Consider the following 15947-nt stretch of genomic DNA (forward strand, 5'->3'; position numbering starts at 1 on the left):
TTTTACTTCATCATACTTTTTAAATCACCTCCCGAATTTTAAATTTTAGTCATTTTATGAAAGCAAAAAATATTCTTTTAGCTCTGAGTCTCTCCGTAGGGGTAAGTGCGCTAGCGCAAGAGGCTGACATCAAGTACATTACCCAGAAAAAGGGCGCTACCTTAGGGTATAGTACTACCTCAGGGGTGAAGATCCTCACCGTAGGGGGAAAGCAGTTCAAAGACCTAAACAAAAACGGCAAGTTGGACAAGTACGAAGACTGGCGCCTACCAGTAGATGAGCGTGCCAAAGACTTGGCTAAACAGATGAGCATAGAGGAAATTGCAGGGCTTATGCTCTACAGTAACCACCAAGCCTTGCCTGGCCCTCCTGATGGCTATCGCAAGAGTAGCTATGGAGGTAAGCCCTTTGCCGAGAGTGGTGCCAAACCTTCCGACCTCACCGACCAGCAAAAAGTCTTCTTAGACCGCGACCATGTACGCCATGTGCTCATTACTACTGTTTCCTCTCCTAAGGATGCAGCTATATGGAGCAACAACCTACAGCGTACCACCGAGAGCCTACCGCTGGGTATTCCAGTGAATATCTCTTCCGACCCACGCCATACCACCTTGGTAACGGCCGAATACAATGCAGGAGCAGGAGGAAGTATCTCTCTTTGGCCTGATGGATTGGCTATGTCCGCTACCTTTGACCCTGCTGTGGTACAGAAGTTTGGTGAAATAGCTGCCAAGGAATACCGCGCTATGGGGATCACCACTGCCCTTTCTCCTCAGATAGACTTGGGTACGGAACCTCGCTGGAATCGTATGGTCTTCACCTTTGGTGAGTCTCCTGAGCTGACTACCGATATGGCACGTGCCTATGTAGATGGTTTCCAAACCTCCACAGGTAAGGCCGAAATCAAAGATGGTTGGGGCTACGAGAGTGTCAATGCCATGAGCAAGCACTTCCCAGGAGGAGGCGCTGGCGAAGGTGGTCGTGATGCCCACTTTGCCTATGGTAAATATGCTGTATACCCAGGTAAAAACTTTGAAATGCACCAAAAACCTTTCGTAGAAGGTGCCTTTAAGCTCCATGGCAAGACCAAATCCGCCTCTGCGGTGATGCCTTACTACACTATTTCCTATAACCAAGACACTAAAAACCATGAGAATGTAGGTAATGGCTTTAGCAAATACATAGTAACCGACCTATTGCGCAACAAATACGGCTTTGACGGGGTGGTATGTACCGACTGGCTCATCATTGCCAAGGAACCAAGCACACCAGGGGGCTTTGCTGGTAAGCCTTGGGGGGTAGAAGACTTAGACTTGCCACAGCTTCACTACAAGGCTTTGGAGGCAGGAGTAGACCAATTTGGTGGTAACAACATGGTAGCCCCTGTGGTAGAAGCCTATAAGATAGGGGTGAAAGAACATGGTGAAGCCTATATGAGAGAACGTTTTGAGAAATCGGCTGTACGCCTATTGCGCAACATCTTCCGCTTGGGTCTGTTTGAAAATCCATACCTCAACCCAGAGGAAAGTGCTAAGATTGTAGGAAATCCTGAGTTCATGAAAGCAGGTTACGATGCTCAGCTCAAATCCATCATCATGCTCAAGAACAAAGGACAGGTATTGCCTATTGACAAGAAGAAAACCGTCTATATTCCTAAAGTGTATAACGAACCTCAACGCAACTGGTGGGGTGTATATACCGAAGGCAACATAGCTTACCCTGTGAATATAGAGAATGTGAAGAAGTACTTCAATGTAACCGATGATCCCAATAAGGCTGATCTTGCTATTGTTTTTGTTAAGAGCCCTACCCAAAATCACCCAGGTTACAACGACGAACTCTTCAAGGCAGGAGAGAATGGTTATATCCCTATCTCCCTACAGTACAACACCTATACTGCTGAGTATGCCCGCGAACATAGTATAGCCGCAGGGGATAAAGTGATTGCTCCACAAGTAACCGACCGTTCTTACAAAGGCAAGATGGCCAATGCTTCCAACATCACCGACCTATACAACATCTTGGAAACCAAAGAAAAGATGAAAGGCAAACCAGTGGTAGTTTCTATCACCGCCTCTCGTCCTATGGTATTCCATGAGTTTGAAAAACAGGTAGATGGTATCTTGCTTAACTTCGGTACTTCCGAACAAGCCCTTTTGGAAATTCTCTCTGGAAAGGTAGAGCCTTCTGCCTTGCTCCCCACTCAGATGCCTGCCAATATGAAGACAGTAGAGCAACAGTTTGAGGATGTACCTTTTGACATGGAGTGCCACAAGGACAGCGAAGGCAATGTATATGATTTTGGTTTTGGACTCAACTGGAAAGGGGTTATCAAGGATGCCCGTACTGCTAAGTACAAACGAAATTAGTCAATAGTTATTAGTGGTTAGACACTGAAAACTAACCACTAATAACTTAAAACTCAAAACTTAAAAGATGAAAGCAATTATAAAACAACTCATTACCCTTTCTGTGTTCTTGATAGTGGGTAGTAGTGCCGTGGCTCAAAACTACTACAGCGATGCACAGAAGGTAATCAAGCCACGTATGCGGGTAATTGTACTGAATGATTTTTCAGGCGATCCTGATGGTTATTTCCAGTTGGTACACCAGCTACTATCCCCCTCAGCAGAGGTGCGGGCAGTGATAGGTACTCACCTGAAACCCAATGACCCCTTTGACAACTCCAACGTAACGGCACAGAATGCCCAGCGCAATGCCCAAGAACTAGTAACTCTCATGGGAATGAAAGGCAAATTCCCCGTTTTGGCAGGCTCCAATGTAGGACTTACCAACACCCATACCCCCACTGAGTCAGAGGCTACTGACTTTATTATCAAGGAAGCACTACGCACCGATACCAAGCTCCCGCTATATGTAGTCAGTGGGGCAGGGCTTACCGATGTAGCTTCTGCGCTGCTCAAGCGCCCTGAGATTGCCAAGAAATTCACCTTGGTTTGGATAGGAGGCTCTGAGTACGAAGGTATCAACCTACCGCCAAATCACTCTACCCCCGAATACAATTTGGGTATCTCTGTTCCAGCGGCACAGGTCGTTTTCAACCAATCGGAAGTAATGATCTGGCAAGTACCGAGAAATGCTTATCGCCAAGTGCTTATGAGCCATGCTGAACTGACCACTCGTGTAAAGTCCCAAGGCAAATTGGGTCAGTTCTTAGCCCAAAAGATAGAAGGAGTAATGGAGCTTACCCAACGATTCGATCTGCACATAGGGGAGACCTACATACAAGGGGATAACCCACTGGTGTTACTGACTGCTCTGCAATCCTCCTTTGAAGCCGATCCCTCCTCTAGCCTTTACCGCATAGTAGCTGCCCCACAGATTACAAATGAAGGCACCTATAAGGCGAATCCTTCAGGGAGAAAGATCCGTGTATATGACCAATTGGATACCCGATTGCTTTTAGAGGATTTCTATGCGAAATTACAATTATTTAATAAGTAACCGTACAAATGTATATGAAAACGATTTTAAAACAAATTTTAGCCGTTTCTGTGCTTTCTATAACTACTATTCCTGCTATAGCTCAACACTATTTCAGCGATGCTCAGAAAGCCGAGTGGTTGAAAAAGGCACAAGAGAACACTCCTGAACTTTTCTATACAACTATCAAGCCTGAAATACAAGTAGATATTGTTGCCGATAAGCAGTCGTTCCAAGGTTACAAAGCCGTAAACCCTCGCAAGGCGGAAGGTCTCTACAGTGAGTCCTTCAAGGGTAAGAGTGGTATTGTATTGGACTTAGGCGACCACTACACGGGTTACTTTACCTTCCGTGTAGAAGAGTTTCAGTCCGATTCGGATGCACCTATACGGCTCAAATTTACCTTTGCCGAAGTACCTGCCGAGCTGCGTATTCCCTTTGACCCTTATAAGGGAACCATCTCTAGGGCATGGCTTCAGGACGAGGTAGTAACCATAGAGCAATTGCCTGCTACAATCAAGATTCCGCGCCGCCTTTCCTGTCGTTACCTCCAGATAGACATATTGGGTGACTCCCAGTATGCCCAATATCGCATCAGCAATATGAAGTTTGTCGCACAGACCTCTGCCAAGGGAGCCCCTGCTGCATTGGCCACTTCCGATAAGCTCTTGCAGGATATAGACAAGGTCTCCCAAAAAACACTCAAGGAGTGTATGCAGACCGTCTTCGAGGACGGCCCCAAGCGTGATCATCGCCTTTGGATAGGCGACCTCTACTTACAGATGCTTGCCGATAACTACACCTTCCAGAACCGAGCTTTGGCCAAGCGCTGCCTATACATCTTAGCAGGACTCTGCAAAGACGATGGCTACTTGAACCACACTATTTTCGAGACTCCAGTGCCTCACCCCCAAGTGGTACCTATCTTGCTATACGAATATGCACTGATATACAATGCTACTCTAAACGACTACCTACAAGAGACTCATGACACCCAAACTGCTTTAGACTTGTGGCCTGTAGCCAAGCGACAGATAGAGAAGATTCCTTCCCTCTTGGACAAGGACGGACTTTTTGATCCTGAAAAAGCCAACAAACAGGGCTTATGGCAATTGGTAGACTGGCAAGAGAGCCTAGATAGACAAGCCTCCGAGCAAGGTATCTATATCTTTGCTTTGGAACAAACTTATCAGCTTGCCAAGACCTTAGGCAAGGAGAAGGAAGTGGCTCATGTACCTGCCCTTATCAAGCAAATGAAGAAAGGTGCCATGAAGCTCTATGACAAGCAAAAGGGTGTATTTGTCAGTGGCAAGGACAGACAAGTCTCCTATGCCTCACAGACATGGATGGTTTTGGCCAAGACAGTAGGCAAGGAGCAAGGAAGAGAGATTCTCAGCCGTGTTTTCGCTGATGCTAAAGCTGTAAAACCAGGCAGTCCCTATCTGTACCACTACGTGATACAAGCCATGGTAGATACAGGTATGGGCAAGGAAGCCAAAGAAGCAGTCAAGAATTATTGGGGCGGTATGGTGCAGAAGGGAGCCGATACTTTCTGGGAAGTATATGACCCAGATAATGACTTTATCTCTCCCTACCAGTTTGCCCCTGTTAACAGCTATTGCCATGCATGGAGCTGTACCCCTATTTATTTTATACGCAAATATCCAGAAATCTTTCAAAAATAAATTTGACACATGAAAAAGATACTTTTTTTAGGTGCACTCACCTTATTTTCAACTCAAATAATAGCCCAAAATAAGTTCAAAGTAACTTGTGATGAGGCGCGACATGGTTCGTACACTGTTAGTCCTAAACTCCCTAAGGACGGTATGGTCAAGGCAGGGACTGTCCTTACGATCCAAACCACTCCAGAGAATGGCTATAGCTTTGATACTGGCTATTTTTCTACCCCTGGACAGTGGGGTGCCATGTATTACGAATCAGTAACACCTACTTTCACTGTGAAAGTAGATAAGGACTTAAGTGTAGGGGCTTGCTTTATTCCCAAAGCAGCTGAGGAAAACCTCCATGTAGTGCAGGATGTTGTCTATGCTAAGCCAGGAGTAAAAACCCTCAAGTACGATGTATATTCCCCCAAGGGAAAGAAAAACCTCCCTTGTATTGTGATTATCCACGGAGGCGGTTGGAGTTCTAACACCGAAGAGGTGATGCGTGGCTTTGCCCGTGAACTAGCCAATAGTGGCCGTTATGTAGTCTTCAATATAGACTACCGCTGGTATGGTACCTTGGATGGTGATAAGACGCCAACTGAATTGCACCAAATCATAGAAGATGCCTACGGAGCAGTGGTACATATTATGGAAAATGCTACCAAATATGGGGGAGACCCTACCCGTATCTGTGTAACAGGCGATAGTGCAGGCGGACATCTTTCTGCCTCAGTGGCCAACTTTGTAGAGCGTATAGGGGACAGAGGTTTTGGAAAAATAGAAGGGGTATATGAGTTTCTCCCTACCTACATGCCCAAAGGAAAGACAGTTGCTCAAGTAAGAGAAGCCCTTGCCAAGGCAATCAAAGCTGCAGCTCCTAGCTATGGGGTATTTGCAGGAGACAAACTTGTATATCGCTTTAAGGATTATCCTTACCGCAATGAAGTAGCTCCTATAGGCTATGTACCTGATGCCTCCAAGCGTGCTGTTCCCCAATACCTACTACGTGGTACTACCGACCCACTGATCAAAGATGAAGAAGTGGCTGCCTATGTAGAGGCCTTAGTCAAAGCAGGACAACGTGCAGAATATGTACAAGTAGGGGGTGCTACTCATGCTTTCCTTGACTGGAAACCTGACCAAAAAACCCAAGAGACATTTGACAAATACGGCAAATACTATACCCATCAGATGCTTGCCTTCTTTGATGATGTACTCAAATAGTGACTAACGACCAATGACTAGTGACTAGTGACTAACGACTAGTGACTAGTCTGTAAGAGTTCATTTTAGTAAAAAAATATTTTTTAACAGCAGATATTCTTAATATTTGCTGTTTTTTTTGTACCTTTGTGGGCTGAGTAAAAAACTCAAAATTCATAAAGATAAATACTACAAAAACAAATGAAGAAAATTTTATTATTAGGTGCATTATCCCTCTTTAGTATGGGATTACAAGCACAGAGGAAATTCAAAATAACCCTTGATGAGGCGCGTAATGGTTCGTATACCGTGAGTCCCAAGCTACCCAAAGATGGCATCGTAAAGCGAGGAACTACCCTGACTATAAGTGCTACTGCTAATGAGGGTTATATACCCGATGGGGGCTATTATGCTACCATACAGGATGGTTATGTGCAATACCACGAGACTATGCAATCATCCTTTAAGGTAAAAGTAGATAAGGAAATGAACATAGGTTATTCTTTTGTTCCCAAAGAAACGGAAGAGAACCTCAGGGTTATCCAAGATATTGTCTATGCCAAACCAGGTGTTAAGGCACTGAAATACGATATTTATGCTCCCAAGGGCAAGGACAGACTTCCTTGTATTATCATCATTCATGGAGGTGGCTGGAGTTCCAACAGCGAGGAGGTCATGCGTGGTTTCGCTCGTGAGTTGGCCAATAGCGGTCGTTATGTAGTTTTCAATATAGACTATCGCTGGATGGACAAGCTTGACGGAGATAAGAAGCCTACGGCACTGCACCAAATCATAGAAGATGTATATGGAGCGGTGATACATATTACCGAAAATGCCGCTATGTATGGGGGTGATAGCAATAACATCTTCCTTACAGGAGATAGTGCAGGGGGACATCTTGCTGCCTCTGTAGCTAATTTTGTAGAGCGATTGGGGGATAAGGGCTTTAACAAGATAGAGAACACTTTCCAGTTTGCCCCTACCTATATGCCTAAAGGGAAGAGTATAGAGGAGATCAAGCAGAAACTTGCCCAAAGCATCAAGGGGGTAGCACCTAGCTATGGAGTATTCAGTATGCAGATGCTTTCTCAGCGCTTTGCTGATTATCCTTTCCTAAAGGAAGTAGCTCCTATCAACTATATACCAGAGGGTAGGGCAGTACCTTATTTTCTACTTCGTGGTACAGAGGATCAGCTTATCAAAAACGAAGAAGTAGAGAGCTATGCCAAAGCCCTTACCAAGGCAGGACAAAGGGTAGAATATCTACAAGTAGGAGGTGCTAACCATGCTTTCCTTGACTGGAAACCTGATGAAGAAACCCAAGAAACTTTCAGCAAATATGGTAAATATTGTACCAAACACATGTTACTTTTCTTTGATAACATACTCGGAAAGTGAATAGTGAATAGCGAAAAGTAAAGCCAGCGAGTACTTTCATTTTTCACTAATCACTATTGGTTCTTCACTTAACTGTTCCACGTGGAACAATTAATTCTAAAGATAAAAAATTACAGCAAGTCATCTGTACTTGCTGTTTTTTTTGTACTTTTGCGGATTGGTGCTGGTAAAAAGTGAATAACGTGAGTTCGATATAACGAAAGCTCTCACTGATTTTCACGGATTTCACAGATTTTCTATGTCTGTGTAATTGTGTCGCTACGATTTGCACAGATTGTTATAAGACCAAAGGTCTTATTTATTCGTGAAAATTAAAGAGTTACGCTTAGTTGTTTTATTCTCACCGTGAAAATCCGTGTTTCATATACCCAGCTGTGAGCACTGGCTGGCTTTGTGGGAGAAAAAAGATATAATTTTGCTTACGTTGAACTCACTTAGCAACTTAAAATTTAGAACTTAAAACTCAAAACTATAATGCTGTTATGTATAGAAACTTCTGGGAAGAACTGTTCGGTAGCGCTCTTTGAAGGCCTACAATTGGTAAGCATTCGAGAGGTGCATACGGAACAATTTTCTCATTCGGAAAACCTACATGTTTTCATAGAGCAAGTACTCAAGGAAAGCAACCTCCATCCTAAGGCTATCAAGGCTATAGCCATCAGTGCAGGGCCTGGTTCCTATACGGGTTTGCGTATAGGGGTAGCCACTGCTAAGGGCTTATGTTATGGCTGGGATATACCCCTGATAGCCTTACCTACCTTGCGTATCTTGGCCGAACAGGTAACTTATGAATTTACAGATATTGAATATATTATTCCTATGATAGATGCTCGTAGGATGGAGGTTTTTACTGCCGTATATAGTCATGATTTTTCCCCTATACTAGGGGAGCGGGCAGAAATTCTTACAGAAAGTACATTTGATACTTATCTTAACAAGGGAAAAACTATTTTTTTAGGAGATGGAATCACTAAGTTTCAAGCTATTTGTAAGCATAAGAATGCTTATTTCTGGGAGAACAAATTTCCTTCTGCTAAGCAGATGGGTCGCTTAGCCTTGGAAAAATACCAAGCACAAGCCTTTGAAGATATAGCCTATTTTGAACCCTTTTACCTCAAAGAAGTTTATTTAGTGAAAAGTGAAAAATAAAGCTAATACACTTTCGTTATTCACTAATCACAATTCGTCCTTCACTTAACTGTTTCACGTGGAACAATTAAGTAGTCAACACTTTTGTAGAGATGCTATTTATTGCCTCTTAAAAGTAAAAAACAATTCTAACAAGGTAAATTTAAACGATTTTATCATCTGACGAATACTTATATCAAAATAAAAAGAAAATAGAAATTTGATATGTTTCTGAAAGAGAAAAAATAAGTAGAGAGAAGTGAAAAATGAAAAGTGAAACTAATATATACTTTCGTTATTCACTAATCACTATTCGTTATTCACTTAACTGTCTCACGTGGAACAATTAAGTAGTCAGACTTGTGTATAGATGCTTTTTATTGCCTCTTTAAAGTAAAAAACAATTTTAACAGGGTAAATTTAAACAATTTTATTATCTGACGAATACTTATATCAAAATAAAAAGAAAATAGAAATTTGATACGTTTCTGAAAGTGAAAAAATAAGCAAAAAGAAATAGAAAGTGAAAAATTGAATATATAGAAAACTAAGAACTCAAAACTATGAAAGTAATAGACCATAGTGTGAGTGGAGAGACGTTTGCACTGGAATACGATGACCATTACAAACTCTATCGCACCACACCTATTCCCGAAAACTTAGGTAGCTACTACCAAAGCGAGGCCTATATCTCCCATACCGATGGAAGCAAAGGCCTTTTTGAAAAACTATACCAATGGGTAAAACACTATACCCTACAGAGGAAAATACGCCTAGTAGAACAGTACGTACCTCAAGGCAAACTCCTAGATATAGGAGCCGGTACAGGGGATTTTGTTCGCACCGCTAAGCAACGAGGCTGGTATGCTACAGGAGTAGAGCCTGAAGCCAAGGCTCGTGATAGGGCAGGGGAGAAGGGAGTTTTCCTATACGAAAGTCAAGAGCAACTTACCGAGAAATACGATGTCATCACTCTTTGGCATGTCTTAGAACACATTCCCCAGCTGAAAGAACAGATTTTATTTCTAAAGAATCACCTAGAAAAAGAGGGCTTATTAGTCATTGCAGTACCTAATTATCTAAGCCGAGATGCCCAGCATTATGGTCCCTATTGGGCTGCTTATGATGTACCCAGACACCTATGGCACTTCTCTCAAGAGAGCATTCGGCTACTCTTCGAAGAAAAAGGTTTTGAACTTATAGGGGTAAAACCTATGCCTTTCGATGCGTTCTATGTAAGCCTACTCTCAGAAAAATACAAGTCAGGGAGAATGAATTTTCTAAAGGGCTTTTACCATGGACTGCTTTCTAATCTTTCAGCTTTAAGGACAGGAGAATACTCATCACTCATATACCTATTAAAAGTAAAAGGTAAAAGGTAAAAAAGTTGTTCCACGTGGAACAATTGAACTATCTTAGCCAGCATCTTGTAGAGATACTATAAATCGTATCTCAAAAATACCATTTCTCAATGTAATGTAAGTTCGACTTATAGTCAAACAGAAATGGTTTGCGAAAAATTAGCATCAGCAGGTGTAGGGACTAATGGCAATTAGCCCTTGAAAGAAAACGAATTAGGAATGAATCCCTTGCCTATTTATTCGTATTTTATTTGCATTCTAAATATGATTGACTATAAGCAAGCTATAGTTTTTCTTCTATATACCTAACTGTAGATATCTTATAGCCTTGTAAGTAACTCTTACTATGACAAACTCAAGATTATCACATCTTAGATAGGTCAAAAAAGTGAAAAACAATTTTAAATAGTGTTTTTTACATGATTTTACTATCCAGTGTAATCTTATATCAAAATAAAAAGAAAATAGAAATTTGATACATTTATGAAAGCAAAATTTTTAAGCGTAATAAAATAAAAATCAAAAAGCGAGGGGTAAGGAGTACAAAAGTTAAATATCCATTTTTTTCCTAACTGTTTTGTTAAATAAAAATAGAATCTTCATTAACTTTCGTACATTTGTGCCTGAATTTGAGAAATAATGTAAAAACCATATAGTTATGAATAAAGTCATCTTAGGTGTAGCATTCGTATTGAGCCTCGCTGCTTGTCAACAAAGTCAAAAAATTGCCTATGTAGATAACAGCAAGCTCTTAGATGAATATCAAGAAAAAAAGGATTTGGAAGCAATGCTCAAAGGGAAAATCAATAAGTACCAGCTCAAGCGTGATAGCATCTCACAGGCCTTCCAAGTGAAAGCACAGGCCTTCGAAGCACAAGCTAAGAGCTTAGCCCCCGCAGTAGCACAACAAAAGTATAGCGAACTGGCTCAAGAAAGCCAACTCCTACAACAACAACTCATGGTAGAAGAACAAGCTATACAAGAAGAAAGCCGTACCAAAATGGATACCCTCCTAAAGAAAGTCAAAAGCTTCATCAAAGACTATGGCAAACAACATGATTATGACTTCATCTTGGGCGCCAATGACGGAGGTAGCGTGCACTATGGAAAAGCAGACAAAGATATTACTGCCGATATAGTGAAAGCACTCAATGAAAAAAAGTAATGGTTACTTTACTCGTTGTTTAAGTTTATTATTGATTATTAAAAAAGTGTTCCACGTGGAACACTTTTTTTATGATTAATACTATTTTTTAATCGACTGAATCAGGTTTGGAAAGAAGCCGTTAATCAAAAGAAATACCCCAAAAATCACCAAAAAGACATTAATACCTTGCTTTACCTTGTGTATATTGGTAGGAGTAAGGCGATGACGTAAACGCTTAGCTATGAGAATTTTTAATACATCAGTAAGCAAATAGGTAAGCAATATAGTAGCTAAGAAGAATAGTACACGAGTAGGGGTCATACCAGGGCGAGCAGAGAAAGTAGCAATGGTAGCCAGCCAATAGAAAAACACTCCTACATTAATCACATTGAGAAAAAAACCCTTGTAAAAATAGGTAAAATAACTACCTTCCTTAATAGCTACAATCCGAGTCTGTGGAGGGTGTAGCTTGAAATCACGACGTTCCTTAATATAAGAAAATAAGCCATATAAAATAATAAGCAAGCCTCCATAGACGAACAAATTGGGGTTATTCTCTATATAAGCCGATAACTTACTGGTACCCCAATAGGCCAAAGCTATAAAAAATACATCTCCTGAAATAGCACCCAGATCAAAAGCTAAAGCCGAACGTGCCCCCTTAGTAATGCTGGTCTCTATCAAAATGAAAAATACAGGGCCTATAGTGAAAGCTAAAATAATCCCTAAGGAAATTGCTATAAAAATAGTCTCTATCATTGCTAAAAGAAAAAGCAAATATAGTGAAAAAATAGAAATTATAAAAGAAAAACAAAAACTTTATTTTCTTACTGTTATTACCTCAAAAGGTCGCTCTATGGTAGTACCATGCTTAGTGGGAATCTCTTCCGTAAAAGTCTGTAAGTCAAAAGCTGTAAAACCTACCGAAAGCAACAATTCCTTAAGGCAATCAGGGGTATAGAAAGTAAATACTTCCTTGGTAAAGGGCATACGCTCACCAAATTCTTTGCCTATAGCACCCAAAACAAAGCTACCTCCCTGCCTAAGTAGGGAATAGACCTGAGCAAAATAAGCCCTCAAGTCTGTAATAAAATAGTACGTATTGACGCAAAAACAGACCTCAAAACTCTCATAGGGTAGTGGAGGTAGTTCCTCGGTAAGAGCGTGTAAAAAAACAGCCTTTCCTTGCTCCACAAGCGCAGTATTAAGTGCAGTAGCCTCAGCTATCATAGCCTCAGAGCGTTCTATCCCTGTATAGTGCAAGTGGGGTGCCTTGGCAAAGAGGTAGGGGAGATGTGCTCCATTGCCAAAGCCTATTTCTAATAGCTGTTTTACGCCAGAAAGGGGAAGGCAATCTATACTACGCTCTATCATATTTCGGTTGGAGGCAAAGATATAAGCACCCACTTCCTTGGCGAGTGCTCCTTCAGGACAGCGCAATTGCCTGCCCAATAATAAGTTATCAGTTGTAGGAGGAAGCATAATAAGTGAAAAATTTAAAGTGAAAAGTGAAAAACAAAGATAGTGAATACTTAAAACTGAGCATTTGGGTAAATAGTATCAATCAGTTTTTAATTATTCACTATTAACTTCTCACTTAATTGTTCCACGTGGAACAAACTAAGTACTTAATAACAAGCAACAAAATTAATAAAAAATAGTAGGAAAACAAATATTTTTATTACCTTTGCCACAAATTTAAAATACTAGCAATATGAAAAAAATTGTTTTACTCCTTGTAGGAGCTTTGGTATTATCTTGCAGTAAAAATGACTGTAACTGCAAAGAAGAAAAGAGTGACACACCTAAATCAGTACTTTTAGGTACTTGGAAGATTACTAAAAAAGTAGAAAACGGTGAAATAAAAGAACTCTATAGCGATTGTGATGCCAATGAAACTTTTGTCTTCCAAGAAAAAGAAGCTATTAATGAAAGTTACCAAAAGGGAAAATTCAACCCTTACGATAATAAGTTAGAATGTAGAAGTAAAAAAGAGGTATATCCTACTTACGAATACAAAAAAGAGGAAAACAAACTCTACTTAGAAACAGAAGCAAATGGAAAACCTCTTATGATACCACAAAAAATTACTCTTGAAAATAACAATACCCAACTAACCATCTACCATAATTATGACGCTGAAAAATACTATAAAGTATATACCAAACAAAAATAAATAGCAGAAAAATAGTTTATATAAAAAACTCCAAACTTTTCTCGTTCGGAGTTTTTTGTTAGTTCACTAATTCAAAGTCTAGATAACGCTTGACTAAATCGGTATTTTTGACGCGTATCATTACCTCGTCACCCAAGGTATAGCGTTGTTTGCTTACTTCGCCTATAAGAGCATAAGCCTTTTCGTCAAATACATAATAATCGTCCTTCATATCCCGCGCACGTATCATACCTTCACACTTGTTCTCTATAATCTCTACATAGATACCAAATTCGGTAACCCCTGAAATCACTCCCAAGAACTCCTGATCCTTGTGCGCTTCCATATACTTAATCTGCATGTACTTAATAGAATCACGCTCAGCCGAAGTAGCTAAGTTCTCCATTTGAGAAGAATGCTTACACTTTTCTTCATATTCCGCCTCATTAGCCGAAGCACCTGCGTCCAAATAGAGCTGCAAAAGGCGGTGTACCATCACATCAGGATAACGACGAATAGGGGAGGTAAAGTGGGTATAATCAGCAAAAGCCAAACCATAATGGCCTATATTGTGCGTAGAATAAGCAGCCTTACTCATAGAGCGAATAGCCAAGGTATCCACTAAGTTCTGTTCTTTCTTGCCATGTACCTCCTGCAGTAGGTGATTGATAGAATGAGAAATGTTCTTCTTGTCCTTGAGATTAAGCTTGTAGCCAAAGCGAGAGATAACGCCCTGCATCTGCAGGAGCTTTTCCTCATCAGGCACATCGTGGATACGATAGACAAAGGTCTTCTGTAGCTTGGAGGCATACTCGGCTACCTTGCGATTGGCCAGCAGCATAAACTCCTCTATGAGTTTGTTGGCCTCTTTACTCTCCTTAGTATAGACACCCAAGGGATTATTGTTTTCGTCCAAGAAAAACTTGACCTCCAACTTATCAAAAGAAATAGCCCCTGCTCTCATACGCTTCTCACGGAGAATTTCTGCCATAGCATTCAGTGAAAGAATTGCCTCTACTATCTTCTTGGAAACCGTATAGCTACCCTCAGGCCGGATAGAGATTTCCTCAGGCATCACAAAATCACTTAGTACCTCCATATAGGGGGTATCAAAAGCCTCAATCACCGCCTGTGCCTCCTCATAGGCAAAGCGTGCATCGGAGCGAATTACTGTACGGCCGAGCCATACATTGCGCACTTCTGCTTGAGGAGAAAGCTCAAAGATAGCCGAGAAAGTATATTTTTCCTCTTCAGGACGCAGCGAACAAGCAAAGTTGGACAACACCTCTGGAAGCATAGGCACTACCCGATCCACTAAATATACTGAGGTAGCCCGCTGGTAAGCCTCATCGTCCAAGATAGTGCCAGGTTGCACATAGTGAGAGACATCGGCTATATGTACTCCAACCTCAAAGTTGCCATTCTCAAGCACTCGAAAAGACAACGCATCATCAAAGTCTTTGGCATCACGTGGGTCAATGGTAAAGGTAAGCACTCCGCGCATATCTCTGCGGCGAGCAATCTCTTCTTCCTTGATAGTGGTATCCAATTGCTGTGCATAGGCCTCCACTTCCTGAGGAAACTCACTGGGCAAGCCATATTCAGCCAAGATGGCATGTATCTCAGTATTATGTTCCCCAGGCTTACCAAGAATTTTCTCCACTACGCCATAGGGAGAGTTCGCACGAGAAGTCCATTGGGTAATACGCACCAATACCTTATCCCCATCTTCGGCACCATTACAATCCTCTTTGGGAACAAAGATGTCTGTATACATACGCCTATCGGTAGGTACCACAAAAGCAAAATTCTTCTGCATCTGTACCACTCCAACAAAGGTCGTACGCTTGCGCTCTATCACTTGGGTAATCTCCCCTTCGAGCTTCTCACGGCGACGTGGAAAGACATACACTTCCACTAGATCGCCATGTAAAGCCTTGTTCAGCAAGTTGTTAGGAACAAATACATCTTGGTCTAAGTCCTCACACACCACATAAGCATTACCATTGGAAGCCATATCCACTACTCCTTGGTGATAATAAGTAGCACCTTGCGCTTGGAAGTGGCCTTGGCTGGTCTCATTGATATGTGATTGCTTGACCAATTTGGCCAAGGAAGCAATAATATCATTACGCATTTCAGTAGAAGTAGCCTTAAGCTTTTCAGCTATTTGTTTCCAAGAGAAACTCTTGCCACTATTCTTCTGCAGAATAACCAAAATATCTCTACTAAAGTCCTTGTTTTTTTTCTTTTTCTGTTTGAATTTCTTCTTACTCATTTTCGTTTTAATTTACGAGTTTTCTATTGATTATTAGCTACTTTCTCAATTTTTTTGTATCTTTGCACTCACATTAGTCTCTGTTTTACTTAATCCAAGAATAAGTAGCTATCTTCGGTATAGAAAAGTAAAAAACAGCTAATAGACGAAGGTCTATGACCAG

Annotated in this window: 12 protein-coding genes; 9 read left to right on the forward strand and 3 right to left on the reverse strand. The window is 41.2% G+C overall.

Features of this window, described 5'->3' with window-relative positions:
• Positions 1-56 precede the first annotated feature (56 nt).
• From HMPREF1154_RS09030 to HMPREF1154_RS09065, 8 genes are all read left to right on the forward strand, one after another.
• Positions 57-2369: a glycoside hydrolase family 3 protein gene (locus HMPREF1154_RS09030; RefSeq protein WP_009642372.1), complete on the forward strand. Its 2313-nt coding sequence runs from the start codon at positions 57-59 to the stop codon at positions 2367-2369.
• A gap of 67 nt (positions 2370-2436) precedes the next feature.
• A complete protein-coding gene (locus HMPREF1154_RS09035) occupies positions 2437-3465 on the forward strand; it encodes a nucleoside hydrolase (RefSeq protein WP_009642352.1) in 1029 nt (342 codons plus the stop codon).
• Between the two features lie 14 nt (positions 3466-3479).
• Positions 3480-5129, forward strand: a complete 1650-nt coding sequence (locus HMPREF1154_RS09040; RefSeq protein WP_034567252.1) for an alpha-L-rhamnosidase-related protein — start codon at positions 3480-3482, stop codon at positions 5127-5129.
• A 9-nt stretch (positions 5130-5138) separates the two neighbouring features.
• Positions 5139-6338, forward strand: a complete 1200-nt coding sequence (locus HMPREF1154_RS09045) for an alpha/beta hydrolase (protein WP_009642290.1) — start codon at positions 5139-5141, stop codon at positions 6336-6338.
• 180 nt (positions 6339-6518) lie between these two features.
• A complete protein-coding gene (locus HMPREF1154_RS09050) occupies positions 6519-7715 on the forward strand; it encodes an alpha/beta hydrolase (RefSeq protein ID WP_009642371.1) in 1197 nt (398 codons plus the stop codon).
• A gap of 474 nt (positions 7716-8189) precedes the next feature.
• Positions 8190-8864, forward strand: coding sequence for a tRNA (adenosine(37)-N6)-threonylcarbamoyltransferase complex dimerization subunit type 1 TsaB (gene tsaB / locus HMPREF1154_RS09055; RefSeq protein WP_009642354.1), 675 nt, complete (start codon positions 8190-8192; stop codon positions 8862-8864).
• A 542-nt stretch (positions 8865-9406) separates the two neighbouring features.
• Positions 9407-10225 carry a class I SAM-dependent methyltransferase gene (locus HMPREF1154_RS09060; RefSeq protein WP_009642364.1) on the forward strand — a complete coding sequence of 273 codons (819 nt, stop codon included), beginning with the start codon at positions 9407-9409 and terminating at the stop codon, positions 10223-10225.
• Between the two features lie 637 nt (positions 10226-10862).
• Complete coding sequence (locus HMPREF1154_RS09065) at positions 10863-11369, forward strand: OmpH family outer membrane protein (RefSeq protein WP_009642368.1); 507 nt, start codon at positions 10863-10865, stop codon at positions 11367-11369.
• An 81-nt stretch (positions 11370-11450) separates the two neighbouring features.
• Here HMPREF1154_RS09065 and HMPREF1154_RS09070 read toward each other — a convergent pair whose 3' ends face one another.
• Together HMPREF1154_RS09070 and HMPREF1154_RS09075 are read right to left on the reverse strand one after the other, a co-directional pair.
• On the reverse strand, positions 11451-12110 hold the full coding sequence (locus tag HMPREF1154_RS09070; RefSeq protein ID WP_009642340.1) for a LysE family translocator: 660 nt from the start codon (positions 12108-12110) through the stop codon (positions 11451-11453).
• A 60-nt stretch (positions 12111-12170) separates the two neighbouring features.
• Positions 12171-12833 (reverse strand): class I SAM-dependent methyltransferase, encoded by a 663-nt coding sequence (locus HMPREF1154_RS09075; RefSeq protein WP_009642322.1) that lies wholly within the window; start codon positions 12831-12833, stop codon positions 12171-12173.
• A 232-nt stretch (positions 12834-13065) separates the two neighbouring features.
• On the opposite strand from HMPREF1154_RS09075, the gene HMPREF1154_RS09080 reads away from it, so the two are divergent.
• A complete protein-coding gene (locus tag HMPREF1154_RS09080) occupies positions 13066-13527 on the forward strand; it encodes a lipocalin family protein (protein WP_009642319.1) in 462 nt (153 codons plus the stop codon).
• 58 nt (positions 13528-13585) lie between these two features.
• Here HMPREF1154_RS09080 and rnr read toward each other — a convergent pair whose 3' ends face one another.
• Positions 13586-15784 carry a ribonuclease R gene (gene rnr, locus HMPREF1154_RS09085; protein ID WP_009642335.1) on the reverse strand — a complete coding sequence of 733 codons (2199 nt, stop codon included), beginning with the start codon at positions 15782-15784 and terminating at the stop codon, positions 13586-13588.
• Positions 15785-15947 lie beyond the last annotated feature (163 nt).

It is taken from the genome of Capnocytophaga sp. CM59 (assembly GCF_000293175.1).
Lineage (GTDB): Bacteria > Bacteroidota > Bacteroidia > Flavobacteriales > Flavobacteriaceae > Capnocytophaga > Capnocytophaga granulosa.